The sequence below is a fragment of the Stenotrophomonas rhizophila genome (assembly GCF_003651185.1).
Taxonomy (GTDB): Bacteria; Pseudomonadota; Gammaproteobacteria; order Xanthomonadales; family Xanthomonadaceae; genus Stenotrophomonas; species Stenotrophomonas maltophilia_Z.
Genome location: NZ_RCDC01000006.1, coordinates 351,287 through 377,300, shown reverse-complemented (window position 1 = coordinate 377,300; position 26,014 = coordinate 351,287). Strand labels below are relative to the sequence as shown.

Below are 26,014 nucleotides of genomic sequence, written 5' to 3'. Positions count from 1 at the left end.
GGCCTTGGGCGGAGGGGAGAGCGGCGGGTCTACCGTTGGGCTCGAGTTGGCACGACCATCGATGCGGCAATGTGCTGCTTCGAGGTTTGGCGATGGACGCGTGCGCCACCGATGGCGTCGGTGTCAGCGCGCGCTTTCTGGCGGTGCTTTTTCTACCCACTGTTGGAAGACGGCGTCGATCTCTGTGTCCACCACGGTCTTGCCGTCCTGGATGTCCTGGGCCTGGGTGAACAGCGGGATGATCATGGCCATGCCGTCGGGTTTGGTTTTCAGGTGCACGCCCGGTGCCTGCCCGAGGAAGTCGTCCCAGCGCTGGCGCACCTTCGCCCAGTAACCTGCGGTGGCGGTCCAGTAGGCGTAGGCGGGGGTGAAGTCCACCTCGGTGGTTTTGTTGTACTCGTTGAAGCCGAATTCGCGCGCGATCGGTGTCTGCGTGCCGTCGGGGCGCCGCTGGATCTTGGTGTTGAACTGCTCGTGGGTCCAACCGTTGGGCGTGCGCGTGTGCCGGTTGATCACGGCCAGGGCGTTGTAGTCGCTGCGGCGGGTGTATTCGCGGCGCGGCAAGGGGCGCCAGCTGAGGTCGCTGGTCCACGCGGCGATGCCGTTGTCGTAGCGCCAAGCGCCGGTGCCGCAGTAACGCGGTGCGTCGCTGACTTCGTAGACGCATTGGGTCCAAGCGCCGATGGTGAGCGCTGCCGGTATCGGACGCACCTGCCAGGTCTGGTCGGCGCTGAACTCGAACCGTGTCGGTGCCTGGTAGACCCAGTCCTGGCGCCAGTGCTTGGTGACGTGGCCGCTCTTCGGTTCGACCAGCAGGTGCTGCAGCACCACCCGCTTCGGGGTGTCTTCGACCACGATCACCACTTCGTTGCCACCGGTGCGCACGGCCGGGGCGCGTTCGTAGCCGGGTTTGAGCAGGACGGTCTCGTCGAAGGCGAAATCGACGGTGTATTCGCCCTGCATGGCCAGGATGCTGGCGCGGTCGCGCGCGGGGTCGGCCGGTGTGGCATGCGCACTGGCGGTGAGCGCGAGCAGCAGCGCTGCCAGGGCGAGCAAGTCCGTCATTACAGCTGGATCACCGGCATGCCGTCGGCCGTCCATGGTCCGCTGCGGCGGGCCGCGGCGGCGCAGCAGCAGTCGTCGACCCAGAGCTCGCCTTCGGCACCTTCAACGTTGCCGATCCGGCGCGCGGTGGTGGCGCCCAGGGACGACAACGAGGCCAGGCTGGCGGCCAGTTCGCGGCCTTCGCCGACCTGCAGGCGCAGCGCGCACATGCGCCACGCGTCGTTGCCCAGGCGCACGGCGAGGCGTCGCCACAGGCGCTCGGCGACACCGGCGTCGTTGACCGGTTCGGGCCGTGCGGGAAACGCGGACACGAGGCGATCCCAAGCGAGGAAATCGCTGTCGGGCAGCAGATACAGGCGCCAGCAGCAGCGGCCGCGGGCGTCGACGAAGCAGAGGCTTTCGCGGATGCCTTCGCTGTCCATGCCCTGGCAGGCATGCGCGGAGACAGCGTGTTTCCAGCCACCGAGTTCACTGCTGTCCGGGCGGTACAGGCACAGCACGGTACCCAGCGAGGCCAGTTGCGCGGCCGATGGCAGGCCGGCGATGGGATGGCGGCCCGGTGGGCGGCCGACGGAAAGGGCACGGCTCATGGCGGTCTACCTGCAATCGACGGTTGCGAGGGGAGACCCTCGACCCACGCCGTGGACCGGAGTCGACGGCGGAGTGTCGAGGGGGAGAGAGCTGGGGGAGGAAAGGCCGTTACTTGGTCAGGATCAGCTTGTCGTTGCTGGTATGACGCAGGCGATAGAAACGATCGCCGTGCTGGATCAGGATTTCGCGGCGCCCCTTGAGCAGGGCTTCGCTGTCGATCACTTCTTCCGGCGGGACCACGCGGACCGGACGGTCGCGGAGGGTCAGCGTTTCGGGGCGCAGCAGTACAGCAGCTTGAGTGTTCATCGTCTGGACTCGTTGCGAGGGGCGAGTCAAATGATAATGATTCTCAGTTGACAATCAACAACCATTCTCACTTTGATAGATGACATTAATGATCGAACATCAGCTTTCGATAGTTACCATCAATCGCATAGTGCGCTCGCGTCCCGCGCGAGGATTGCAGAGCCGGCCAGCGGCCGGCACTACCCTGGATGGACGGCGCCTGTTCCAAGCGCCGTGCCCCGTTCTGCCAGCCATCCGGGCGCTGCTGGGGTCCCGTTCTATCTACCGCCGCCGCAGGATCGGTAGTGCCGGCCGCTGGCCGGCTCCCCCGGATCCCGGCAGACGGGATCAGGCAAAGACCGCTTCCACCTGCTGCCAGATGCTCTCATCAAGCTGCTCGAACAGCGCCAGTGCGCCCAGGTTTTCTTCCAGCTGGCTGACCCGGCTGGCGCCGAGGATCACGCTGGAGACGTTGGGATTGCGCAGGCACCAGGCGATCGCCAGCTGCGCCGGCGAGACGCCCAGCTGCGCAGCCAGCGCGGTATAGCGACGGACCCGCTCCAGGCGGTCGCTGCCATCGTCCAGCACCTGCGCCTTCAGCCAGCCCAGCTGTTCCTGGCCCAGCCGCGACTGCGGGTCCACGCCGGCGTTGTACTTGCCGGTCAACAGGCCCGAGGCCAGCGGCGACCAGATGGTGGTGCCCAGGCCAGCCTCGGCATACAGCGGCGCGTACTCGCGTTCCACCCGCTCGCGGTGCAGCAGGTTGTACTGCGGCTGCTCCATCGAGGGCGCATGCAGGTTGCGCGCGCCGGCGATGTCCACCGCCTCCTGGATCTGCGCGGCCGACCACTCCGACGTGCCCCAGTACAGCACCTTGCCCTGGCGGATCAGGGTATCCATGGCCTGCACGGTTTCGGCGATCGGGGTATCCGGGTCCGGGCGATGGCAATAGTAAAGGTCCAGATACTCCACCCGCAGGCGCTTGAGCGCAGCGTGGCAGGCGTCGGTGACATGCTTGCGCGACAATCCGTGCTGGGTCGGGCGCGGGTCGTCGACGGCGCCGAAGAACACCTTGCTGGAGACGCAGAAGCCATCGCGCGGCAGGCGCAGGTCGGCGATCACATCGCCCATCACCTGCTCGGCGCGGCCGCGGGCATAGCCTTCGGCGTTGTCGAAGAAGTTGACCCCGGCATCCCAGGCGGTGGCGATCAGCTTGCGGGCCTCATCGCGGCCGATCTGGTCGCCGAAGGTCACCCAGGCGCCGAAGGACAGGGCCGAGAGCTTCAGGCCGGTGGAGCCAAGACGGCGATAGAGCATGTGGTTCTCCTGCTGCGGGCCCGCGACCGGGCCGGATTGATGCCGGTAAGTGTAGAGCGGGGCGGCACAGTTCCGCGCGGCTTACCGCGGCAGCGGTCTCACGGCCCATGACACGCCGCACGGAAAGCACGCCATGCCTTGCCGATACAGGCCCGATCACGACCGATCGGCTCGCGGACGCTGCTTTTCCTTGCCCCGCCCCTGCCGCTGCTCTAGGCTTCCCGTTTTTCGCGGCGCCCCAAGGGAAGTCTCATGGTCGAAGGTTTGGGCAGGATTGGCTTCGGCCTGTTCGGGTTGGCAGTGCTGATCGGCATTGCCTGGTTGTTCTCGAACAACAAGCGGGCTGTCGACTGGCGCCTGGTCGTCACCGGTATCGCACTGCAGATCGCCTTCGCGGCGGTGGTGCTGCTGGTCCCGGGTGGCCGTGATGTGTTCGACGCGCTGGGCAAGGGCTTCGTCAAGATCCTGGAGTTCGTCAACGCCGGCTCGGGCTTCATCTTCGGCAGCCTGATGGACACCAGCCAGTTCGGTTTCATCTTCGCCTTCCAGGTGCTGCCGACCATCATCTTCTTCTCAGCGCTGATGGGGGTCATGTACCACCTCAACGTGATGCAGATGATCGTGCGCGGCATGGCCTGGGCGATCACCAAGATCATGCGCGTGTCCGGTGCTGAAACCACCAGCGTCTGCGCCAGCGTGTTCATCGGCCAGACCGAAGCGCCGCTGACGGTGCGCCCCTACATCGCCAAGATGACCCAGTCCGAGCTGATCACCATGATGATCGGCGGCATGGCGCACATTGCCGGCGGCGTGCTGGCCGCGTATGTGGGCATGCTTGGCGCCGGCGATCCGGTCGAGCAGGCCTTCTACGCCAAGCATCTGCTGGCCGCGAGCATCATGGCCGCCCCGGCGACCCTGGTGGTGGCCAAGCTGCTGGTGCCCGAGACCGGTACCCCGCTGACCCGCGGCACGGTCAAGATGGAAGTGGAGAAGACCTCCAGCAACATCATCGACGCGGCTGCCGCCGGTGCCGGCGACGGCCTCAAGCTGGCACTGAACATCGGTGCGATGCTGCTGGCCTTCATCGCCCTGATCGCCCTGATCAACGCCCCGCTGACCTGGCTGGGTGACATCACCGGCCTGGCCGCGCTCATCGGCCGCCCGACCGACCTGTCCACCCTGTTCGGCTTCCTGCTGGCCCCGATCGCCTGGGTGATCGGTACCCCGTGGGCCGATGCCACCACCGTGGGCTCGCTGATCGGCCAGAAGGTCGTGATCAATGAGTTCGTGGCGTATTCGGAACTGGCCAAGATCATCCGAGGCGAGGTACCGGGCACGGTGCTGTCGGCCGAGGGCCGCCTGGTCGCCACCTACGCGCTGTGCGGTTTTGCCAACTTCAGCTCCATCGCGATCCAGATCGGTGGTATTGGTGGGCTGGCGCCGGAGCGTCGCCACGATCTGGCCAAGTTCGGCCTGCGTGCCGTGCTCGGCGGTACCATTGCCACCTTCATGACGGCGACTATCGCCGGCGTGCTGACGCATTTCAGCTGATATCCGTTCCCTGAGAAACAGTCTTTATGAGTAGCAGTGTCGTCGTAATCGGTTCCTTCAATGTGGATCATGTCTGGCGTTGTGAGTCGCTCCCGGCCCCGGGTGCGACCATCGCCGGCCGCTACAGCACCGGTCCCGGCGGCAAGGGCTTCAACCAGGCCGTGGCCGCCCGCCGTGCCGGCGCGCCGACCACGTTCCTGTGCGCGCTGGGCGATGACGCCGGCGGTGCGATGGCCCGCGGCCTGGCCGAGCAGGACGGCTTCGCGCTGACCGCCGAGGCCAGCAGCGAGCCGACCGGCACCGGCGGCATCTATGTCGACAGCCGCGGCCGCAACACCATCGTGATCGGCCCGGGCGCCAACGCCGCGTTGAGCCTGGACTTCGTCGAACAGCAGCGCGCGCTGCTGGCCGGCGCCAAGGTGGTGCTGGCGCAGCTGGAATCGCCGGTGGAAACCATCGAAGCGGCGCTGGCGATCGCGCGTGAGGCCGGTGCCACCACCGTGCTCAACGTGGCGCCTGCCGATGCGCCGTCCAGCATCGGCCTGCTCAAGCTGGCCGATGTGCTGACCCCGAACGAGACCGAGTTCGCTGCCCTGCTCGGCCGTCATGTCGGCGAGCGCGTGGATGCCAATGACGTCGCCGCGCTGGATGGCGCCAGCCTGCATGCGCTGTGCCGCAAGCTGGTCGGCAACGGCACCGTGGTGGTGACGCTGGGTTCGGTCGGTGTGTTCGTGTCGCACGCCGAAGAGAACCTGCGTGGCGATACCCAGCCGTACTACCGCGTCGGCGCAGAGCAGGTGCAGGTGCTGGACACGACCGGTGCGGGCGATGCGTTCAACGGTGCGCTGGTGGCCTCGATCGCGCAGGATCCGGACGCGGCGTTTGCCCGCCACGTGCGTTTCGCCAATCAGTTCGCCGGTCGTTCGACCGAGAAGGAAGGCGCCGCCGCGGCGATGCCGCACTTCACCCCGGGTGATGCCGAGAACAAGTAAGCGTCACCGGTGTGGATACCAAGAGGCCAGCGTTCGCGCTGGCCTTTTTTTTGGTTTTTCTCCCAGCATCTCGCTGTGGATCTGGGCGTGTCTCCGCTGGGGTCTGCCGCGAGCCGAAGGGAAACCGGCGCTCTCCCTGCAGCGCCAGTGGTCTGGACACGTGGGGCGCGATGTCCTTGTGGGCGAAATCAAGGAGGAGGGGTCGGCCGCAGGCCGGCACCGGGGGACATTCGCCGGCAAGGGCATCGCGCCCCAGCGCTCGACCCACCGGCCGCCGCCGCACCCGGAATCGCAGTCGCCTGCAGTCAGCCGGTACGCCCCAACGTGGGCGGCATGCAGCGCGTGATCCACAGCGCCAGCGCGCCGACCAGCAGCCCGGCAAGCACATCCAGCAGATCGTGCTGCCAGGTAGTGAGCGTCGAGACCAGGATCAGGCCACAGGCGCCGTGCCACAGCCAGCGCACCGCTGCCGCATTCGCCTGCAGCGACTGCCGCCATGTCTGCCAGACCACCACCAGTACCGCAGCGTGCAGCGACGGCGCCATGTTGAAGGGCGCTTCGAACGCGCGCAGTTGTGCGAACAGCAGGCCGCTCGCGCCCTCCGGCTGCGGCAGCACACGCACATTGCCGGTCGGCCAGCACACGAACGCGAGCATGCAGGCAGCCTGCACCAGCGCGATGGCCAGCGCATGGCGGCGCAGGGCGGATCGGGTCGGGCAGAGGAAGAACGTCAGCGGGTACAGCAGGTTCAGCGCCAGGTACGGCCAGATCGTCCACGCCCAGAACGGGATCGCCTCGTCCCAGCGACCATGCAGGCTGCAGGTCTGGGCCTGGCTGGCGGCCCAATGGTTGGTCCAACTGTAGCCATGGATGAACATCGCGCCGAGCAGCAGCATCCACAGCATCGCCTCGCGCCAGGGCGGCTGGGGGACGGACGCGGTGGCAACAGGCGGCGTGGGCACGCGCGCACCGTAGCAGAACGTGGCCCGCCTGTTTGCCGCTATCCTTGCGTTTTCGCGGATACACGGACTGTACGCAGTGGCAGCAGCAGGCAGTCAGCAACACGCACGCCCACACGCGGGCGAACCACGCTGGACGCGCAATCCGGCGTGGGCGCTGTTTGCGCAGACCCATGCGCAGCGCCAGCTGCTGCTGGTGTCCGGTGGCGCCGACGAACTGTATGTGGTCGATGAGGCCGATACCCCGACGGTCATCGAACGGATCCTCGGCCACTGGGAAAACGACACCCTGGCGATCCTGCAGGACGATGCCGAGTGCGGCCCGGCGGTCCGCCAGCTGATACGTCTCGGTGTGCTGGTGCCGTTGCGCGCCGCGCGCAGAGTGAAGCGCTACGCACTCGACTGGCTCGGCGAACCGCTGCCCGGGTTGGCCGACGCTTTCGACCAGCATTCCAGCGCGGATCTGCAGCGCGTCGATGCGGTCGCCGATGCCGACCTCCTTGTGCTGGTCCGGCACGGGCTGGGCTGGGAACAGGCCTTGGCCCGCTACCGCACGCAGATGCCGGCACAACCGCATCTGCTGCTCGACCTCAGTTATCACCACACGCTCGCGCTGGGCCCCTATGTGGTGCCCGGCCAGAGCGCCTGTGTGTATTGCCTGGGCAACCGGGTGCTGCGCCGCTGGGGCGAAGCACCCGTGCCGGCGATGCCGGCGGTCGCCGCGCAACCGGCACGGATCGCGGCGCTGGTCGCGCCGTTGCTGGATCAGCCGCCGCTGTTGCTGGGCTATCTCGAACGCAGCGTCTGGCTCGACCTGCATCGCCTGCACGGCGAGCGCGACCGGGTGCTGCGGCTGCCGTGGTGCCCCGCCTGCCAGGGCGGCGAAGTGTCGCTGCCGCCACCGCTGTCCTTGCCTTGGGACACCGGGCGCCCGTGATAATGTGCGCCACGCGCCGGGCGTTTCCGCCCCGGTCAATGGAGTGACCTCATGTATCGCCTGCCGACCCAGTTCGATGCCAGTGCCTCACGCCAGGACCTTGCCGCGGCAGGCGGCGGCTCGACGTCGACCACCTGCAGTTCCTGCATCGTCACCCTGCTCGGTACCTCGGTGCTGTCGGCGGTGGTGCTTGGCAAGCTGGACCCCGTAATACCGGCAGCCGTCAGCAGCGACACACACCCCGCGGCCACCAGCGTCGACACCCGTACGGACCTCCACCCCCAGCCACCTGCGTTGCCGCAGGCGCCGCCTGATGCTGCGAATCCGCACGCTCCGGAGACGACCGTCCCCGTTGTACCGGCGGCCGGGTTGAGCCGCACCAGTCGAGTGTTGCTGGGGCTGTTCGCCTTGCCGCTGGCCGCGCTGGGCGGAGGCATCTTCATGAGCACCGCCAACCCGATCTTCGGCCTGTTCGTTGCCGTCGGGCTGTATGTCGGGATTTACGCCCTCGTCTACGAGCGCTCGGGGCGATCGCTCGGGCGCGGCATCGGGATCGGCATCGCCCTGCTGCTGGGCCTGTTCGCCGTCGGCGCCCTCGAGATGATGCTCTGGCTGAGCGTGATGAAATGAGCCGCGCCGCCGTGCAGGCGGCGCAGCCGGAAACGCCCACGCTGTCCTCGCACCTGCTGCATGGCGCGGCGCGTTCGCGTTGTGGTCTGGTGCGCCCGGCGCAGCCGATCGAGGCCAGCCCCTGCGATGCAACCGGGCCCTTGTTCCAGGGACGGCGCGTGCACAATGCCGCCACGCCGGCCGACCCGGCCAATCCCTGGCAGGGGGTTTCGGGCGCGGTCGCCCTGGATGCCGATGCGGCCGCCGATGGCGCGGTCGCCGAGGCACTGGAGCGGCTGGCGGCGGCGCAGGCGAGCGTGGAGGTGCGTCCTCGTCATGCGCTGACACCCGCACACCGCCTGGACGAATCGGCCTTCGCCCTGTTCTCGGCACGCCAACGCGCCACGCCGGGCTTCCCGTGGCCGATGCCCGAACACGATGACGATCTGTTCGCGGCGGTGCATGCGCTGGATGACAACCGCAGGGTCTGGGTGCCGCAGGAACTGGTCGGACTGGGGCCGCGCCGCGGCCTGGCGCGTCTGCCGTCGACGTCCAGTGGGCTGGCAGCGTGGCGCGATGGCCGCGATGGCGCCTGGCTGGCGCTGTTGCGGGCCGCCCAGGAGCTGCTGGAGCGCGATGCACTGGCGGTAACATGGCTCAATGGCGTGGCCGGCCGGCGGATCGCGTTGCCGGCCCAATGGCAGGCCTTCGCGCACGAGCGCGGTGGCGAACTGCAGGCCTTCGATCTGACCCAGCACTGGAACCCGCACCCGGTGATTGCGGTCGCGGGCGGCATCCCGTTCGAAGGCCGCCCCCGCCATGTGCTGGGCATCGCCTGCCGCGCCGAGCCGGGCGAGGCGCTGCACAAAGCGCTGCTGGAATGGCAGCAGGCGCTGACCTTTGCCGCGCATCTGTGTGGCCGCGAAAGCGCCCGGCTGCCGCGCGATGCCGCAGCACTGCGCAGTTTCGATGAACATGCCGCGTTCTACACCCTGCGCCCCGAGCTATGGCCGCAGCTGCCGCTGTTCGGGGAGGCGGGCGACAGCACCTTGCAGCTGCCCCCGCCAAGCGCAGCGCTCCGGCCCGCCGCACCGCGCGCCATCGCCGAGCTGGATCTGCTGCGGCGCCGGCTGGGCCGTGCCGGCATCGCGCTGTACTACCGCGAGTTGACCACCGCCGATGTGGCCGCGGCCGGCCTGCGGGTGATGCGGGTGGTGTCGCCGCAGCTCAGCGGCCTGCACGCCGACGAGCGTGCGCCGTTCCTTGGTGGCCGCTGCCGGGACGTGGCCTGGCGTTATCCCGGCGTCCCGCACGGCGGCGCGTTTCCCAACCCCTTTCCGCATCCATTGGGCTGACCCCCGAGGACCGCATGCCGTCACCGCCTTCCCCCTGGGACGATGCCCCGCTGTTCCATCTGTTCTGGCACAACGGCGAACTCAATCCCGCGCGCGCGGACGTGATGCGCGCGCGGATCGCCGAAGATGCCGCACGCGCCTGGTCGCCGCCACGGCCGTTGCATGCAGCCGCCGGCGTCGCCTTGCCGGACCCGGTACACCCCGGCGATGCCCTCGCGCAGCGCCACAGTGGCCGCCGCTTCGGTGACGCGCGCTGGGGCGCCAAGGAACTGGGGCGCGTGCTGGCCCCGCTGCGGGCCCGGCCCGGCGACAGTGACACGCGGCGTCTGCCATCCGGTGGGGCCAAGTACCCGATCCAGGCCTATGCCGCGCTGTACGGCAACGACGATGCGACCGCGGCAGCGCCGGGCATCCATTGGTACGACCCGCTCGAGCACGCGCTGGTGCCGGTAGCGCCCTGCCCCGCATGGCCGGCGCTGTCCAGGCTGCTGGGCGTGGACTGGCCCGAACGCCCTGCAGTCGTGCTGTTCCTGATCGCCGAGCCGGCCGGCACGCTGGCCAAGTACGGCGAGCGTGGTGGCCGCTTCGTGTTGATCGAGGCCGGGGTCTGGCTGGGGGCGCTGGGGCAGCAGGTGGCGTCGATGAACGCCGCCGGCTGCGCGATCGGCTCGTTCGAGGACGCCGCCGTGCTGGCCCTGCTCGGGCTCGACCCGCGGCGGCATCTGGCGGTGTTGGCCTATGCGTGTGGTCCGGCGCCCTGAACGCTCGCCGGAATCGCGGAGAGCGTTGACGGCCGTGGCCGGACCGTCTGCGCTGCGTATCGACTGTTGGTCGTTGTGCCTTCCCGCGTGCGACCGCGACCGGAAATTGCCAGCGAATGGCCGCTGGCTGGATTGCCCCGATGCTGCAGCCACTCGACCATGAGCTCCCCCGCTCACGGACGACGCACGTTATGACCAACACCCCCTTCTGGATGCTGCTGGCCGCCACCGGCACCGCGCTTGCCGTGCTGCTGCACATTGGCTGCATCGCCTTCGGCGCGCCGTGGTATGAATTTTTCGGCGCCGGCCAACGCATGGTGCGACTGGCCCGGGCCGGGCGTGCCGAACCCGCCGTGATCACGGCCGCGATCACCCTCGTGCTGGGCATCTGGACGCTGTACGCCTTGTCGGCCGCCGGCTGGGTCCGCCCGCTGCCCGGCACCCGCTGGGTGCTGCTGGGGATCATCGGCATCCTCGGCGGCCGGGGCCTGGCCGGGCTGATCATCGGCCGGGTCCGCCCGGGCTACAACGGTGCGCGCTTCTGGTATGCCAGTTCCCTGACCTGCCTGGCGCTGGCCGCCCTGTACGTCGCCGGCACCCTGACGTGGTAGTACCCGCCGGCAGCCCCTGAGCACGCGATGGCCGGCCAGCGGCCAGCGGCCGGCGCTACCGGTAACCGGCCAGCATCCGCCGCCGCTGGGGACGACGGAAGCAATCGTCAAGCATATGCTCATGACCGGTGCGCATCAGGCCCTTCCGGATCGGCCTGAACAGGCGCGCGGTGGGGGCGGCCGGCACCGGCGCAGCGCTCTACAATGGGCGCATGCAGATTGGCCCCTACAACATCCAGCCCAACGTGGTGCTGGCGCCGATGGCCGGTGTCACCGACAAGCCCTTCCGCCTGCTGTGCAAACAGCTGGGTGCAGGCTTGGCTGCCTCGGAGATGACCATCTCCGATCCGCGCTTCTGGAACACCCGCAAATCGCTCCACCGCATGGACCATGCCGGCGAACCGGACCCGATCAGCGTGCAGATCGCCGGTACCGAGCCGCAGCAGCTGGCCGAGGCGGCGCGCTACAACGTGGACCACGGCGCGCAGATCATCGACATCAACATGGGCTGCCCGGCCAAGAAGGTGTGCAACGCCTGGGCAGGTTCGGCGCTGATGCGCGATGAGGATCTGGTCGCGCGCATCCTGACCGCGGTGGTCAACGCGGTGGACGTGCCAGTCACCCTGAAGATCCGCACCGGCTGGGACTGCGACCACCGCAATGGCCCGCGGATCGCCCGCATCGCCGAAGACAGCGGCATCGCCGCGCTGGCCGTGCACGGCCGTACCCGCGACCAGCATTACACCGGCACCGCCGAGTACGAGACCATCGCCGCGATCAAGGCGGCGCTGCGCATTCCGGTGATCGCCAACGGCGACATCGATTCGCCGCAGAAGGCCGCGCAGGTGCTCAAGCAGACCGGCGTGGATGCGGTGATGATCGGCCGCGCCGCGCAGGGCCGCCCGTGGATCTTCCGCGAGGTGGCGCATTACCTGGCCACCGGCGCGCTGCTGGCGCCGCCGTCGGTCGCCGAGGTACGCGATCTGCTGCTGGGCCACCTGCATGCGCTGCATGATTTCTATGGCGAGCAGCAGGGCGTGCGCATCGCGCGCAAGCACCTGGGCTGGTACGCCAAGGACCGGCCGGAAAACGCCGCCTTCCGTGCGGTGGTCAATCGCGCCGAGGATGCCGCCAGCCAGGTCGCCCTGACCACCGAATATTTCGACGCCCTCGCCGCCGGCGAATCGTTGTCGTCCGCTGCCTGAGCCTTCGCCATGACCCCGCCCATCACTGCACCGACCTATCTCCACGGCTTCTCCGATACCGAGCAGCACCGCCTGGTCACCCAGTCGCGCCTGTTCGAATCGAGCATCTTCAGCGGCATCGATTACGGCGGTGCCACGCGCCTGCTGGAAGTCGGCAGCGGCGTGGGCGCACAGACGGACATCCTGCTGCGGCGGTTCCCGGAGCTGCACGTCACCGGCGTGGACCTGAGCGAGGCGCAGCTGGCCACCGCCGCCACCAACCTGGCCAGGACGCCATGGTGCCGCGAGCGCTACACGCTGCTGCAGGCCGATGCCGGCAACCTGCCGTTCGGCGCGCGCGAGTTCGATTCGGCCTTCCTGTGCTGGGTGCTGGAGCATGTGCCGTCACCGGCGCGGGTGCTCAACGAAGTGCGCCGCGTGCTGGTGCCGGGTTCGCCGGTGTACGTCACCGAAGTGATGAATGCCTCGTTCCTGCTCGACCCGTACTCGCCGCATATCTGGCGCTACTGGATGGCCTTCAACGATTTCCAGTACGACCACGGTGGCGATCCGTTCGTCGGCGCCAAGCTCGGCAATCTGCTGCTGGCCGGTGGCTTCCGCGATGTGCACACCGAGATCAAGACCATCCACCTGGACAACCGCGAACCGGCCCGTCGCAAGACCATGATCGCGTTCTGGGAGCAGCTGCTGTTGTCGGCCGCCGATCCGTTGCTGGAGGCCGGCCTGGTCGACCAGGAAACGGTGGACGGCATGCGCCGCGAATTCAGCCTGGTCCAGAACGACCCGAACGCGGTGTTCTTCTTCTCCTTCGTGCAGGCCCGTGCAACGGTGTATTGATCGCGGCGCTAGCGCGTTGCCCAGGCGACCAGGGTCACCACGACCGCTGCCGCCAGCAACACCCAGATACCCAGTCCGCCCCGATCCCCCGGGGCCACCGTGCTGCCACCGGCGGTGTTGCGGGCGCCTTCGCGCGGGCGTGCGGTGGGTGTGTTGCCCACTTCCAGGGTACCGGTGGCCGGCCGCTGGCTGCGTTCGGTGATCTTGTTCTGCATGCGCCGCGCGCGCTCGGGATCGACCTTGCGCAGCTCGTCCAGCAGCACCTGCTGCTGGCGCGCGCGGTCCGGCTGCGCCTTGGCCTTGTGCAGGATCTCGCGCAACGGCACCGCCGGCTGCTCGGCGGAGCGGCCCGGCGCCAGCTCCAGCAGCAGCGCGCGATACTCCGGCGGCACATCGGCCAGCCGGGTGTAGCGCGTGCCATTGATTTCCATGTCGAACCGCTCGGTCACGGTGCCTCCGTCCAACCTGCCTTCGGTGCCATCACGTCGGTGCCCGGCGGCGCATGCCAGATGCGCTGCCACAGGGCCGCGAACCGGCGCTTCAGCATCGTCCTGCCCTGCTCCCCTTCATACGCCGGGCGCAGCTGTCGCGGTGTGATCGCGGCCCAGCCCTCGCCCTCGGCCCGCGCAACCGCGAAGGTGAAGGTGTACTCCGGCTCCAGGCCCATGCGCAGATCGCTGAGCCGCAGTTCGCCATCGACCACCTGGGCACGCATGAAGCCGCGGTTGAACCAGTTCAGCCGCTGCACGGCCGGCAGCTCAGCCGCCTGGCGCAGGGCCTGCACATGGGAGGGATGGCCCTCGAAGGTCATCGGGCCGTGGTCGGCGATCAGCGAACGCTCGCCGATCACGTAGCCGTTGGGCGTCATCGCCACCACCTGCCAGAGCAGCGTGTTGAACGGCATCGCCACCGAGAAGCGCGGCGCATCGCCCAGCCCCATCGCCGCCAGTGCGCGGTCGGCTTCGCGATCGACGGTGTGCTTGGCCAGCAACGACCAGCCCAGGTAGCCACTGCTGAGCACCAGCCCGGCCACCAGTGCCTTCTGCGCCAGCGGGCGCGCCCGCGCGAACCACGCCACTGCGCAGGCGAGCAGCAGCCACACGGTGTACAGCGGGTCGATGATGAAGACGCTGGCCCACATCGTCGGGTGCGGGGTGAACGGCCACCACAGCTGGGTGCCGTAAACGGTGAAGGCATCCAGCAGCGGATGGGTGATCAGCGCCAGCAGCATCGCCCAGAACCAGCGCCCCGGCGCCTGCGCCACGCGGCCGTGACCGAACCGTTTGAACAGCCACCAGATCAGCGCGGCCACCCACGGCAGCACCAGCAGCGAGTGGCTGTAGCTGCGGTGCTCGACCATCAGCGCCACGGGATCGGCAGCCGTGACGGCCAAGACCAGCGCATCCAGGTCCGGCAGGGTGCCGAGTGCGGCACCGGCCAACAGGGCAGCGCGGCGATGGCCGGCCGGGGCGATGGCGGCGGCGACCGCGCCGCCGAGAACGATCTGGGTAAAGGAGTCCATCGGCCGATGCTAGCAGCCGGGACTGGCCCTGCGCCTCTGCCCTTCTGCTCAGGCCGCTCTGGCCAGTGCGGCGCTGCCGGGAAGCGCCGCCAGGGTCTGCCCGGTGTGATCCAGCAGCCGCAGGCTCCCATCCGGCTCTTCGGCCAACGCGGTCAGGCTTTCCACCCAGTCGCCGTCGTTGGCATAGATCAGCCCGTCGCGTTCGACCAGCGCGGCGCGGTGGATATGCCCGCAGACGATCCCGTCCAGTCCACGCCGCCGCACATCCGCAAGCCCGGCCTGGACGAAACGTTCGATGTAACGCTCGGCCGCGCCGCTGCGCTTCTTGAGGAATTCGGAGAGCGACCAGTAGCGCTGGCCGAGCCGTCGTCGCGCGGCGTTGAGCAGGTGGTTGCCGGTGAGGATGCGGTAGTACAGCCAGTCCCCGAACTTCTCCTGCAGACCTCCGAAGTGGGTGACACCGTCGTAGTCATCGCCGTGCACGACCAGCAGCCGGCGCCCGTCCGCGGTCACGTGGATCGCCCGCCGACGCACCTGCATGGCCGGCAGCATCAGCCCGCAGACCTTGCGCAGCGAGGCATCGTGGTTGCCCGGGATGTAGATGATCTCGGTGCCGGTGCGCTGCAGCGCGTGCAGCGCCTGGATCACCTCGCTGTGGGCCGGCCGCCAGGCGGCCCGGCGGTGCGCCATCCACCACAGGTCGATGATGTCGCCCACCAGATACAGGCGTTCGCAGCGCAGCTCGGCCAGGAACCGGGCCAGTTCGGCGGCATGGCAGTGGCGTGAGCCCAGGTGCACGTCAGACAGGAAGACGGCCCGCCGATGGGGCGCCAGGGTCGTCACGGGCCGCGTGGCAGCCTCCCGCGCGTCGCGCTGCTCGAATGCGTGCATGGCGTGCTCCTCAGGTCCGGCGGCCGGATGCGCCGAAGCCTGCACGGCCCCGGCGACAGCCCGATGGCGGTTTGACGACGGGCCGGTGACACGACTCCGGCCTCGCGAGCATCCGGGCGCCGGCGCATCGGCGTTGGCTGCAGGCCATTTGTCACGCCCGTGGAGCACTGGGCGGCGACGCTGGGCCCCAATCCCGTCACACAGGGCCCTGCGACGGGCACGCGGGCTTAACCACGGGCAACCCGTGCTGACGCACAATGCAAGTGCGCGACTTGCCGTGTATCATTCGCGGCCATCTTTCCATCCGAATCAAAGGATATTACGCCTGATGTCCAGCTACCTGTTCACCTCCGAATCGGTCTCCGAAGGCCATCCGGACAAGATTGCCGACCAGATCTCCGATGCGGTGCTGGACGCGATCCTGACCCAGGACAAGCGTGCGCGCGTGGCCTGCGAAACCATGGTCAAGACTGGCGTGGCCATCGTCGCCGGTGAAATCACCACCAGCGCCTGGATCGACCTGGAAGCCTTGACCCGCAAGGTGATCCTGGACATCGGCTACGACAGCTCCGACGTCGGCTTCGACGGCGCGACCTGCGGCGTGTTGAACCTGATCGGCAAGCAGTCGCCGCACATCGCCCAGGGCGTGGACCGCAAGAAGCCCGAAGAAATGGGCGCTGGCGACCAGGGCCTGATGTTCGGTTATGCCACCAACGAGACCGACAGCTACATGCCGGCCGCGATCCACCTGTCGCACCGTCTGGTCGAGCAGCAGGCCAAGATCCGCAAGAAGAAGAACTCGCCGCTGTCCTGGCTGCGTCCGGATGCCAAGAGCCAGGTCACCCTGCGCTATGAAAACGGCGCCGTCTCGGCCATCGACGCGGTGGTGCTGTCGACCCAGCACGCCCCGGGCGTGAAGCAGAAGGACCTCATCGAGGCCGTCCGCGAAGAGATCATCAAGCCGGTGCTGCCGGCCAAGTGGCTGCACAAGGGCACCAAGTTCCACATCAACCCGACCGGCAAGTTCGAGATCGGCGGCCCGGTGGGCGACTGTGGCCTGACCGGCCGCAAGATCATCGTCGACACCTACGGCGGCTGGGCCCGTCACGGTGGTGGCGCGTTCTCGGGCAAGGATCCGTCCAAGGTCGACCGTTCGGCGGCTTACGCGGCCCGTTACGTCGCCAAGAACGTCGTTGCCGCCGGCCTGGCCGACCGTTGCGAAGTGCAGGTCTCCTACGCCATCGGCGTGGCCGAGCCGACCTCGATCTCGGTCACCACCTTCGGCACCGGCAAGATCAGCGATGACAAGATCGAGAAGCTGATCCGCAAGCATTTCGACCTGCGCCCGTACGGCATCATCCAGATGCTGGACCTGATCCACCCGATGTACCAGCAGACTGCGGCCTACGGCCACTTCGGCCGCAAGGCCAAGGAGTTCAGCTACACCAACGGTGCTGGCGAACAGGTCAACGCGACCGCCTTCTCTTGGGAGAAGACCGATCGCGCCGCCGCCCTGCGCGCGGATGCGAAGCTGAAGTAAGACCTCGAAAGGGCCGCGAAAGCGGCCCTTTCACTTTGTAGGTAGTGCCGGCCGCTGGCCGGCTGGCCGCTTTGTAGGTAGTGCCGGCCGCTGGCCGGCTGGCCGCTTTGTAGGTAGTGCCGGCCGCTGGCCGGCTGGCCGCGCGCAGCGCGGCAACTATCGAAGAAGCAACGACGGGCCGCGATAGCGGCCCGTCGTCGTTTCAGCCTGCCGGCCAGCGGCCGGCACTACCGGGCCTGCCATCGCCCGCTACACTCCCCCCATGCCCGAATTCAAATCCAACCAGCTGTCCATGACGGTGCTGATGTCGCCGGACATGGCCAATTTCTCCGGCAAGGTGCACGGCGGCGCGGTGCTGCGCCTGCTCGACCAGGTCGCCTACGCGTGCGCCAGCCGCTATGCCGGCAGCTACGTGGTCACCCTGTCGGTGGACCAGGTGATGTTCCGCCAGCCGATCGCGGTCGGCGAGCTGGTCACCTTCCTGGCCTCGGTGAACTACACCGGCACCTCCTCGATGGAAATCGGGGTCAAGGTGGTGGCCGAGGACATCCTCAAGCGCAGCGTGCGCCACGCCAACAGCTGCTTCTTCACCATGGTCGCGGTGGATGACGACGGCAAGCCGACCCCGGTGCCGCCATTGGTGCTGGAAACTGCCGACGAACGCCGCCGGCATGCCGCCGCGTTGATCCGCCGCCAGCTGCGCGAGGAGATGGAGCAGCGCCACCTGGAGCTGCTGGCATCCAATCCGCCCGCACCGGGCGATCTGGTCGAGCAGGTCTGAACCCTGCGCCATGACCCACGGTCATGGCCTGCCGGGCAGGTATCGACCGTGGGTCGATACCTGCCAGATGGCGCGCGCTGCCAGCCAGCGGCCGGCACTACCCCGTCATGGCCTACCCGGTGTTCTGTACGCCCTGAGAAACACCGTTCACACACGCCACCAGCGCGCGCAGTACGTCATCGTCTTCGCCCCCGCTTTCACGCCAGCGGCGCAGCAGGTCCACCTGCAACACGCTGATCGGATCGATGTAGGGGTTACGCAGGCGGATCGACAGTGCCAGGCGCTGATCGTGCTGCAGCAGTTCATCCTGCCCGGTCAACGCCAGGATCCACTGCGAGGTGAGCTCGAGCTCGCCCTGGATCTGCGGGAAGAAGCGGCCATGCAACGCACCGGACAGCTGCGAGAACTGTTCGGCGATGGTCAGGTCGCCCTTGGACAGCACCATCGCGATGTCGTCCAGGAAGGTGCTGAAGAACGGCCAGTCGCGCGCCATCTCTTTCAGGAGGCCTTCGTGACCAGCGTCGATCGCCGCCTGCAGGCCACTGCCGACGCCATACCAGCCCGGGATCACGGCCCGCGCCTGGCTCCACGCGAACACCCACGGAATCGCGCGCAGGTTGGTCAGTGCGGCATCCTCGCCCAGACGGCGCGAAGGGCGTGAGCCCAAGGTCATCCGCTCGATCACGTCGATGGGCGTGGCCAGGCGGAAGTACTGCATGAAGTCTTTCTGGCCGACGAAGGCGCGGTACGCCTCCGAACTCTTCTGCGCGACCAGGTCCATCACCGGGCGCCACTGTTCCTCGCGCGGTTCCGCTGCGCGCGGGCGCAGGCTGGAGCGCAGCACCGCACCGGTGGACTGTTCCAGCGAGCGCAGCGCCAGTGCACGGATGCCGTACTTGCGATGGATCACTTCGCCCTGCTCGGTCACGCGCAGACGGCCGTCGATGCTGCCACGCGGCGAGGCATCCACGGCGTGCGTGGTCTTGCCGCCGCCGCGGCTGATCGAGCCGCCACGGCCGTGGAAGAAGGTCAGCCGGATGTCGTTCTCGGCGGCCACATCCAGCAGTTCCACCTGGGCACGTTGCAGGCCCCAGCGCGAGGCCGCGATACCACCGTCCTTGCCACTGTCCGAATAGCCGAGCATCACCATCTGCACATCGCCGCGCGAGGCCAGATGGGTGCGGTAGACCGGGTCGGCCAGCAGATCGCGCAGGGTGTCGGTACCGCGCTTGAGATCGTCCACCGTTTCGAACAGCGGCGCGATGTCCAGCGGCACCGCGCCGGCGTCATCCACCAGGCCACCGCGCCGCGCCAGTGCAAGCACGGCGAGCACATCGCTGCGGTCATGCGCCATCGAGATGATGTAGCTGCCCAACGCGTCGGCGCCGTGCCGGTGACGGGCATCGGCCAGCGCCGCGAACACTGCATCCAGCCGTTCGCCGCCTTCTTCGTTGCTCGCGGGCAGCGCCTGCTCGCCACTGGCGAACGGGGCCAGGCGCGCCGCGCGGGTGACCGCATCAGCGCCGTCCCAGGCCTCCTGCCCATCCAGCACGCTGGCCAGCGCCCGGCCGTGCACGCTGGACTCCTGGCGCACATCCAACCGCGCCAGGTGGAAGCCGAAGGTGCGTACCCGCCACAACAGGCGACGCACCGCGAAACCGCCGGCATGGTCGCCCTTGTTGTCGTGCAGGCTGCGCAGGATCAGCTCGATGTCGTCGGTCAGTTCCTGTGGCGATGCATACGCACCGTCCGCGTCCTCCATCGTCGCCTGCACGCGTGCGCGCATGCGGTCGTTGAGCAGGCGATAGGGCATATCGGCGTGACGCGGCCGCGAGGTGACCTTGGGCAGCAATGCCTTGTAATGATCCACGCGCGCCTGCAGCTCATCGCTGACCGCGACTCGTTCGGTGGACTGGCTGAGCAGACTGGCCAGCTGCAGCAGGTCTTTCTGGTAGCGGCCGAGCACGGCCTGGCGCTGCGCATCGAGCGTATTGCGGATGGTGCCGGCATCGACGTTCGGATTGCCGTCCATGTCGCCGCCCACCCACGTGCCGAAGCGCAGCAGGCGTGGCAGCGGCAGTTCTTCGCCATACGTATCCAGCAGCGCCTGCTGCAGCGATTCGTACAGCACCGGAATCACCCGGTACAGCACCTGCATCAGATAGAAGCCGACATGCTCCCGCTCGTCGTCCACGGTGGGGCGCACGGGCGAGGAATCGGTGGTCTGCCACGACGCCGTCAGGGCCATGCGGAAACGCGCCGCGTCGGCGGCGGCTTCACCCGGCGTGCGCTGGCCGTCCAGGTTGTCGACCAGGCTGGCGACCATCAACTGCTCTTTTTCCAGCAGCGCGCGGCGGACCGCTTCGGTCGGATGCGCGGTGAACACCGGCTCGATATCGATGCGCGGCAGCCACTGCGCCAACTCGGCCAGGGTCACGCCCTGCGCTTTGAGCTTGACCAGTGCGTCCTGCAGGCCATCCGGCTGCGGCGTGGCCGTACCGGCACGCTGGTAGTCGCGGCGGCGGCGGATGCGGTGCACGCGCTCGGCGATGTTCACCACCTGGAAGTAGGTGCTGAAGGCACGCACCATCGCTTCGGCGCGCGCCGGCGGCAGGCCGGTCAGGGCATCGTTGAGATCGGACAGCGGGGCGTCGCTTTCGCGGCGGGCGATGGCGCGCGTACGCACCTGTTCCACATCATCGAAAAACTGCGTGGAGACCTGCTCGGCGAGCAGGTCGCCGACCAGTGCGCCGAGTCGGCGTACATCGTCACGCAGGGGAATATCGGGAGTGGCAAAAACGATGCTGCTACGGTACTCGTTCATCTGCGACGCACTGGCCTCGGGAACGGAATCCGCTCAAGCCTAACCCACAATGGGGTCATTGCTGCGTCGCGCAAATAGTTACATCTGGTAGTGCCGGCCGCCAACGGCCGGCACTCCCCATCCTTTCCCGTACCGGCCAACGGCCGGTACCTCCCGCCTCAGCGCTGCTTCTTGATCGGCTTGCCCGGACCGACGGTCTGCTCCAGCCAGCGCTCGCTCTCGGCCAGCATGGTCATGATCGATTCGCGTGCACGGTAAGCATGCGATTCATTGGGCAGCATCACCAGGCGCGAGGTACCGCCCAGCCCCTTCACCGCGGCGAACATGCGCTCGCTCTGGATCGGGAACGTGCCGGAGTTGTTGTCGTCCACGCCGTGGATGAAGAGGATCGGGTCCTTGATCTTGTCGGCGTAGTTGAACGGCGACATCTTCTGGTAGACGTCCTGCGCCTGCCAGTAGTTGCGCTCTTCGGCCTGGAAGCCGAACGGGGTCAGCGTGCGGTTGTACGCACCGCTGCGCGCGATGCCGGCCTTGAACAGGCGGGTATGCGCGAGCAGGTTGGCGGTCATGAACGCACCGTAGGAGTGGCCGCCGATCGCGATGTGCTCACGATCGGTCACGCCACGCCGCACTACTTCATTCACGGCCGCCTCGGCATTGGCGATCAGCTGCGGCAGGTAGGTGTCGTTCGGCTCCTTGTCACCCTCGCCGATGATCGGCATCGAGGGGCTGACCAGCACCGCGTAGCCCTTGGCCAGGAACGCCTGCGGGCCCCAGTAGCTGATCGCGTTGAAGCGGTACGGGGAATCGGTGACCTGGCTGGCCGCTTCGGCGGTCTTGAACTCGCCCGGGTAGGCCCACATCAGCAGCGGCAACGGACCGTCCTTCTTCGCGTTGTAGCCCGGCGGCAGCATCAGCGTGGCCGTCAGGTCGACGCCATCGTTGCGCTTGTAGCGGATCTGCTCCTTGCTCACCCCACGCAGCTGCGGCAGCGGGTGCTGGAAGTGGGTCAACGCCGTCGGGGCGGCGGTGGCATCGGCCAGCGACTGCACGTAGAAGTTGGCCGGCTCATCGGGCGACTCGCGGGTCAACAGCAGCGAGGTGCCTTCCTGGTCGAGCAGCGCCACCGGCGCGGCGTAGGACGGCGCCTGCGAGTGGAACAGGCGGGTGGTCTGCTTGCTGTCCAGATCAAGGCGATCCACGAACGGACGGTCGCCTTCCGGCGAGGCGCCCAGCCCGTACAGGAAGATGCTGCGGCCATCTGCGCTGACCTGCAGGCGCGAGCGACCGTTGACGTCGCGCACCAGGCCCGGGCGGCCCGGGTCGTTGTAGCGGTCCTGCGAGGAACGCGCCGACAACAGCTCGGCCGCCTTCTCCGGCTGGTCAGGCGCGATCCGCCACTGCTTGACCTCGCGGTTCTTCCACCACGATTCGTTGAGCAGCGCCAGATCGCCACGGCCCCACTGGATGCCCGCATAACGGCTGCCCAGCTGCGCCAGCGTGACCGGCGGCTTATCGAACGGGGCCGCCTGCATCAGCACCGCGTCGCGCACCTTGGCCTCGCGGTTCGGGTCGCCGCCATCCTGGGCTTCGGCCCAGACCAGGGTCGCCGGGGCATCGGCGCGCCAGTCGATCCGGCGCACGCCGGTGGCCACCGCATCGTTGCCGGTCGGCAGGCCTTCCTTCAGCGGCAGGTCGGCGACGGTGTGTTCGAGCTTGCCGTCCACCGCGGACAGCACTTCAATGCGACGCGCGAACGCGCTGGCGGGCACCAGGTAGGAGTACGGACGCACCACCCGCTCGCTCAGCAGGTAACGGCCATCCGGGGAGAGGGTGACATCCCAGTACACCCCACCGGTGGACAGCGGCGTGGTCATGCTGTTGAGCGCGACCTTGGCCGGCTGCGCGCTGGCGTAGTAGTCGAAGAGGCGGGCATCGGCCTCGTTCTTGAGCATGTCCTGGTAGGTGCGGATCGTGCGCACACCGGCGTCGGCCTCGGTCTGCTGGATCGCCGGGCCGGTCGGAATGCCGCCAGCAGCCGGTGCCGCACCCTGGCCCTTGAGCTGCTGCATCACCAGCAGGCCACGGCTGTCGGGCTGCCAGCTGTAGCCATCGCCCATCACCGTGTTCAGATCACCGACCAGGCGGCGCGCCGAACCGGCGTCGACATCAACGATCCACAGTTCATTGGTGTGGGTGGCCGCGTGCACCTGATTGAAGGCGATGTACTTCTGGTCCGGCGACCAGGCAAAGGTGGCGATCGACAACGGCTGCGGCAGCCCGCTGATCTGGCGCTCCTTGCCATCGGCCACGCTCATCAGCCACAGCTTGTCGGCGAAGCTGAAGCGGCTGGCCGAATGCGTGGCCGGGTTGATGCGCAGGCCGGCCAGCTTCAGTTCGGGCTGGGCGACGTCGCCAATCGACGGCAGCGGCGGCGTCTGCAGCAGCGCGGCCAGATCACGGCGCGGGGACAGGCTCAGGGTCGGGGCACGCGGTGCATCGACAACAGCCTGCAGGGCCGGCGAAGGCAGCTGGTAGCCGCCCTGATCGCCCTTGGCGGCAGCCACGGTCGGCGCAGTGGTCTTCGCGGCCGGGGCGGCGGCCAGCGCCAACGGCGGCACCGCCAGCAGGGCCAGGCCGAGGATCAAGGTATGGCGCCACTGTGGAGCGCGTCGACCGGGGGTGCGTGTCATGTTTTGTGCCTGTGCTGATACGAACCCCCGACCTTAACAGCCGCGCGCCGATCGCCCCCCTGCCGATGGTTGGGGGCAGGGACCGATTCATGCCAATGCAACTGGCCACGATATAATGGGTGACCCTCCACCGAGGGGCGCTGCGACCGTGCCGGACCTTGTCCGGGGGCGGCCAGGCTCGGTGGCCAGGATTGGTTCCAACGGCGCCCGGCGAACACGAGTATCGACTCGTCATTACACCGGAGCTTTGAATGAACGCTGTTGCCAAGACCTTCTCCACCGAAGGCGATTACAAGATTGCCGATATCTCCCTGGCCGATTGGGGCCGCAAGGAGCTGGACATCGCCGAGCATGAAATGCCGGGCCTGATGTCGATCCGTCGCAAGCACGCCGCCACCCTGCCGCTGAGGGGCGTGCGCGTGACCGGCTCGCTGCACATGACCATCCAGACCGCGGTGCTGATCGAGACCCTGAAGGACATCGGCGCCGACGTGCGCTGGGCCTCGTGCAACATCTTCTCGACCCAGGACCACGCGGCTGCGGCGATCGCCGCCTCGGGCACCCCGGTGTTCGCCTGGAAGGGCGAGACCCTGGAAGAGTACTGGGACTGCACCCTGGACGCGCTGACCTTCACCCTGCCCGACGGCACCCTGACCGGCCCGGAGCTGGTGGTGGACGACGGCGGCGACGTGACCCTGCTGATCCACAAGGGCTATGAGCTCGAAAACGGCAGCACCTGGGTCGATGAAAAGGCCGCCTCGCACGAAGAGCAGGTCATCAAGAACCTGCTCAAGCGCGTAGCCACCGAGCGCCCGGGTTACTGGGCCCGTGTGGTCAAGGACTGGAAGGGCGTCTCCGAAGAGACCACCACCGGCGTGCACCGCCTGTACCAGCTGGCCCAGGCCGGCACCCTGCTGATCCCGGCGATCAACGTCAACGACTCGGTCACCAAGAGCAAGTTCGACAACCTGTACGGCTGCCGCGAGTCGCTGGCCGATGGCCTCAAGCGCGCGATGGACGTGATGCTGGCCGGCAAGGTCGCCGTGGTCTGCGGCTACGGTGACGTGGGCAAGGGCTGCGCCGCTTCGCTGCGCGCTTACGGCGCGCGCGTCGTGGTCACCGAGATCGATCCGATCTGCGCCCTGCAGGCCGCGATGGAAGGCTTCGAGGTCAACACCCTGGAATCCACCCTGGGCCGTGGCGACATCTACGTCACCACCACCGGCAACAAGGACATCATCCGCATCGAGCACCTGAGCGCGATGAAGGACCAGGCCATCGTCTGCAACATCGGCCACTTCGACAACGAGATCCAGGTCGATGCGCTGAACGCGCTGGCCGGCGTGCAGAAGATCAACATCAAGCCGCAGGTCGACAAGTACATCTTCGACAACGGCAATGCGATCTTCCTGCTGGCCGACGGCCGTCTGGTCAACCTGGGCTGCGCCACCGGCCACCCGAGCTTCGTGATGTCCAACTCGTTCGCCAACCAGACGCTCGCACAGATCGACCTGTGGGCGAACAAGGACAGCTACGAGAAGAAGGTGTACCTGCTGCCGAAGAAGCTGGACGAAGAAGTGGCGCGCCTGCATCTGGAAAAGATCGGCGTGAAGCTGACCACCCTGAGCCAGGAACAGGCCGATTACATCGGCGTGCCGGTGGAAGGTCCGTTCAAGCCGGAGCATTACCGCTACTGATCGGCATGCCGGTCCAGTTGCGTTGAAAACAGACGGGCGCCGGAAGGCGCCCGTTTTTTTTGTGGCGCGATGCCCTTCAGTCCTGGCTGAAACCCCTGCGGTCGTCGTTGAGGACAGCCTGGCACTGCCCGGCGAAGTCCGCTTGCCAGCGCGACAGCATGAACCCCTCCCGTTGCTGAAAAGAGACCGTTTCGCCAGCAAGCACGTAGCAGCGGTTCTGCGATAGTCGCAGCGCCGTCAGGGTGTCACCGGCAGCCCAGCATTCGTCGATGCAGGCCTGCATCAGCGCGTAATCCGGATTGGTCTTGGCGCCGCCGAAAGCGAAGCCCATCCGCTGCACCATCGCGATCACCGGGTCAGTGCTGGCCGGGGCAGCGCGCAGGATGCGCAGCACGCCGGCCTCGGGAATGCCAAACGCCCAGTTGGCCAGCACCGCCGAACGTGCCGCATCGATCGCCGCATCGCGCTGCCCCTGCCGCATGTACTGGCTTGCCAGCAGCGCCCAGCCCTGCTGAAGCTCCGGGAAGGCGGTGCATGCTGCGCGCAGCAGTTCAATCGCCTGCTCGACCTGCCCTGCGAGCACCTGCGCGCGCGCCTGCTCCAACTGCCCGGTTGGCGAACCGGGATCTTCGACCTCATGCTCGCCATACTCGCCTTCGTTCAGCTCCAGCCAGCGCGAAAACACCTGTACCGAGGAATGGCGCAGTTCCATACGCCATTCGTCATGGAACATCTCGCAGACGAAGGGCGCATATCCCTCACGCCCCAACGGCCAATACAGCCCGAAACAATCGCCATTGCCGAGCGCGCCTTCCGCGATCGACACAAACCCCTGAGGGGGATACGGTCCGCGCGCCACATCGCTGTCGAAGCTGAGCGCGTTGAATTGGCCAGAGAGGCGCATGGGATCTTTCCAGACGGGAACGCCGCCATTATCGCAGCGACCGCAGTAGCCTCGGTCAAGGCAGCCGGTCCGCACCGGGCTACGATG

23 protein-coding genes and 1 riboswitch are annotated in these 26,014 nt (G+C 67.9%); of the genes, 12 read left to right on the top strand and 11 right to left on the bottom strand.

What is annotated here, in order from left to right; all coding sequences use genetic code 11:
* Positions 1-123 precede the first annotated feature (123 nt).
* The 4 genes from BCL79_RS15815 to BCL79_RS15800 all read right to left on the bottom strand — a co-directional run bounded on the left by BCL79_RS15815 (position 124) and on the right by BCL79_RS15800 (position 3,258).
* Positions 124-1,065, bottom strand: a complete 942-nt coding sequence (locus BCL79_RS15815; protein ID WP_121042766.1) for a DUF6607 family protein — start codon at positions 1,063-1,065, stop codon at positions 124-126.
* Positions 1,065-1,655 (bottom strand): Hemin transport protein, encoded by a 591-nt coding sequence (locus BCL79_RS15810; RefSeq protein ID WP_121042764.1) that lies wholly within the window; start codon positions 1,653-1,655, stop codon positions 1,065-1,067. Before BCL79_RS15810 ends, BCL79_RS15815 begins: the two co-directional genes overlap by 1 nt.
* Before the next feature lie 109 nt (positions 1,656-1,764).
* Complete coding sequence (gene hemP, locus BCL79_RS15805) at positions 1,765-1,962, bottom strand: hemin uptake protein HemP (protein ID WP_019182448.1); 198 nt, start codon at positions 1,960-1,962, stop codon at positions 1,765-1,767.
* 327 nt (positions 1,963-2,289) lie between these two features.
* Complete coding sequence (locus BCL79_RS15800) at positions 2,290-3,258, bottom strand: potassium channel beta subunit family protein (protein ID WP_121042762.1); 969 nt, start codon at positions 3,256-3,258, stop codon at positions 2,290-2,292.
* A gap of 252 nt (positions 3,259-3,510) precedes the next feature.
* Here BCL79_RS15800 and BCL79_RS15795 point away from each other — a divergent pair, with 252 nt between their 5' ends.
* Together BCL79_RS15795 and BCL79_RS15790 are read left to right on the top strand one after the other, a co-directional pair.
* Positions 3,511-4,809, top strand: coding sequence for a NupC/NupG family nucleoside CNT transporter (locus BCL79_RS15795; RefSeq protein WP_121042760.1), 1,299 nt, complete (start codon positions 3,511-3,513; stop codon positions 4,807-4,809).
* A 26-nt stretch (positions 4,810-4,835) separates the two neighbouring features.
* On the top strand, positions 4,836-5,801 hold the full coding sequence (locus BCL79_RS15790) for a ribokinase (protein ID WP_088433986.1): 966 nt from the start codon (positions 4,836-4,838) through the stop codon (positions 5,799-5,801).
* A gap of 305 nt (positions 5,802-6,106) precedes the next feature.
* Here BCL79_RS15790 and BCL79_RS15785 read toward each other — a convergent pair whose 3' ends face one another.
* On the bottom strand, positions 6,107-6,763 hold the full coding sequence (locus BCL79_RS15785; protein ID WP_147433916.1) for a phosphatase PAP2 family protein: 657 nt from the start codon (positions 6,761-6,763) through the stop codon (positions 6,107-6,109).
* Between the two features lie 76 nt (positions 6,764-6,839).
* On the opposite strand from BCL79_RS15785, the gene BCL79_RS15780 reads away from it, so the two are divergent.
* The 7 genes from BCL79_RS15780 to BCL79_RS15750 all read left to right on the top strand — a co-directional run bounded on the left by BCL79_RS15780 (position 6,840) and on the right by BCL79_RS15750 (position 13,075).
* On the top strand, positions 6,840-7,697 hold the full coding sequence (locus BCL79_RS15780) for a hypothetical protein (RefSeq protein ID WP_121042756.1): 858 nt from the start codon (positions 6,840-6,842) through the stop codon (positions 7,695-7,697).
* A 51-nt stretch (positions 7,698-7,748) separates the two neighbouring features.
* Positions 7,749-8,327: a hypothetical protein gene (locus BCL79_RS15775; RefSeq protein ID WP_121042754.1), complete on the top strand. Its 579-nt coding sequence runs from the start codon at positions 7,749-7,751 to the stop codon at positions 8,325-8,327.
* Positions 8,324-9,661, top strand: coding sequence for a YcaO-like family protein (locus BCL79_RS15770; RefSeq protein WP_121042752.1), 1,338 nt, complete (start codon positions 8,324-8,326; stop codon positions 9,659-9,661). Before BCL79_RS15775 ends, BCL79_RS15770 begins: the two co-directional genes overlap by 4 nt.
* A gap of 14 nt (positions 9,662-9,675) precedes the next feature.
* Positions 9,676-10,422 (top strand): SagB/ThcOx family dehydrogenase, encoded by a 747-nt coding sequence (locus BCL79_RS15765; protein WP_121042750.1) that lies wholly within the window; start codon positions 9,676-9,678, stop codon positions 10,420-10,422.
* Between the two features lie 191 nt (positions 10,423-10,613).
* Positions 10,614-11,033 carry a hypothetical protein gene (locus BCL79_RS15760; RefSeq protein ID WP_183073805.1) on the top strand — a complete coding sequence of 140 codons (420 nt, stop codon included), beginning with the start codon at positions 10,614-10,616 and terminating at the stop codon, positions 11,031-11,033.
* A 212-nt stretch (positions 11,034-11,245) separates the two neighbouring features.
* Complete coding sequence (gene dusB, locus BCL79_RS15755; RefSeq protein WP_121042867.1) at positions 11,246-12,238, top strand: tRNA dihydrouridine synthase DusB; 993 nt, start codon at positions 11,246-11,248, stop codon at positions 12,236-12,238.
* A gap of 9 nt (positions 12,239-12,247) precedes the next feature.
* Positions 12,248-13,075, top strand: coding sequence for a methyltransferase domain-containing protein (locus BCL79_RS15750; protein WP_121042748.1), 828 nt, complete (start codon positions 12,248-12,250; stop codon positions 13,073-13,075).
* An 8-nt stretch (positions 13,076-13,083) separates the two neighbouring features.
* Here the strand turns inward: BCL79_RS15750 and BCL79_RS15745 are convergent, their stop codons facing one another.
* The 3 genes from BCL79_RS15745 to BCL79_RS15735 are packed head-to-tail and all read right to left on the bottom strand — an operon-like array spanning position 13,084 to position 15,488.
* Positions 13,084-13,524: a hypothetical protein gene (locus BCL79_RS15745; RefSeq protein ID WP_121042746.1), complete on the bottom strand. Its 441-nt coding sequence runs from the start codon at positions 13,522-13,524 to the stop codon at positions 13,084-13,086.
* Positions 13,521-14,597 carry a metal-dependent hydrolase gene (locus BCL79_RS15740; protein ID WP_121042744.1) on the bottom strand — a complete coding sequence of 359 codons (1,077 nt, stop codon included), beginning with the start codon at positions 14,595-14,597 and terminating at the stop codon, positions 13,521-13,523. The genes BCL79_RS15745 and BCL79_RS15740 overlap by 4 nt, the downstream gene beginning before the upstream one ends.
* 48 nt (positions 14,598-14,645) lie before the next feature.
* Entirely contained in the window at positions 14,646-15,488 is an 843-nt protein-coding gene (locus BCL79_RS15735) for a UDP-2,3-diacylglucosamine diphosphatase (RefSeq protein WP_121042742.1), read from the bottom strand.
* A gap of 328 nt (positions 15,489-15,816) precedes the next feature.
* Between BCL79_RS15735 and metK the strand changes: the two genes are divergently transcribed.
* Both metK and BCL79_RS15725 read left to right on the top strand, forming a co-directional pair.
* The gene (gene metK / locus BCL79_RS15730; RefSeq protein WP_019182462.1) at positions 15,817-17,028 is read left to right on the top strand and encodes a methionine adenosyltransferase; all 1,212 of its coding nucleotides are present in this window, start codon (positions 15,817-15,819) and stop codon (positions 17,026-17,028) included.
* A 262-nt stretch (positions 17,029-17,290) separates the two neighbouring features.
* A complete protein-coding gene (locus tag BCL79_RS15725) occupies positions 17,291-17,809 on the top strand; it encodes an acyl-CoA thioesterase (RefSeq protein WP_121042740.1) in 519 nt (172 codons plus the stop codon).
* Between the two features lie 112 nt (positions 17,810-17,921).
* Here the strand turns inward: BCL79_RS15725 and ppc are convergent, their stop codons facing one another.
* Both ppc and BCL79_RS15715 read right to left on the bottom strand, forming a co-directional pair.
* On the bottom strand, positions 17,922-20,633 hold the full coding sequence (gene ppc, locus BCL79_RS15720; protein ID WP_121042738.1) for a phosphoenolpyruvate carboxylase: 2,712 nt from the start codon (positions 20,631-20,633) through the stop codon (positions 17,922-17,924).
* A gap of 158 nt (positions 20,634-20,791) precedes the next feature.
* Positions 20,792-23,326 carry an alpha/beta hydrolase family protein gene (locus BCL79_RS15715; protein ID WP_121042736.1) on the bottom strand — a complete coding sequence of 845 codons (2,535 nt, stop codon included), beginning with the start codon at positions 23,324-23,326 and terminating at the stop codon, positions 20,792-20,794.
* Positions 23,327-23,452: 126 nt separating this feature from the next.
* A riboswitch (S-adenosyl-L-homocysteine riboswitch) is annotated at positions 23,453-23,542 on the top strand.
* A 35-nt stretch (positions 23,543-23,577) separates the two neighbouring features.
* Between BCL79_RS15715 and ahcY the strand changes: the two genes are divergently transcribed.
* A complete protein-coding gene (ahcY, locus tag BCL79_RS15710) occupies positions 23,578-25,023 on the top strand; it encodes an adenosylhomocysteinase (RefSeq protein WP_121042734.1) in 1,446 nt (481 codons plus the stop codon).
* A gap of 76 nt (positions 25,024-25,099) precedes the next feature.
* Here the strand turns inward: ahcY and BCL79_RS15705 are convergent, their stop codons facing one another.
* Positions 25,100-26,002 (bottom strand): tetratricopeptide repeat protein, encoded by a 903-nt coding sequence (locus BCL79_RS15705; protein WP_147433915.1) that lies wholly within the window; start codon positions 26,000-26,002, stop codon positions 25,100-25,102.
* Positions 26,003-26,014 lie beyond the last annotated feature (12 nt).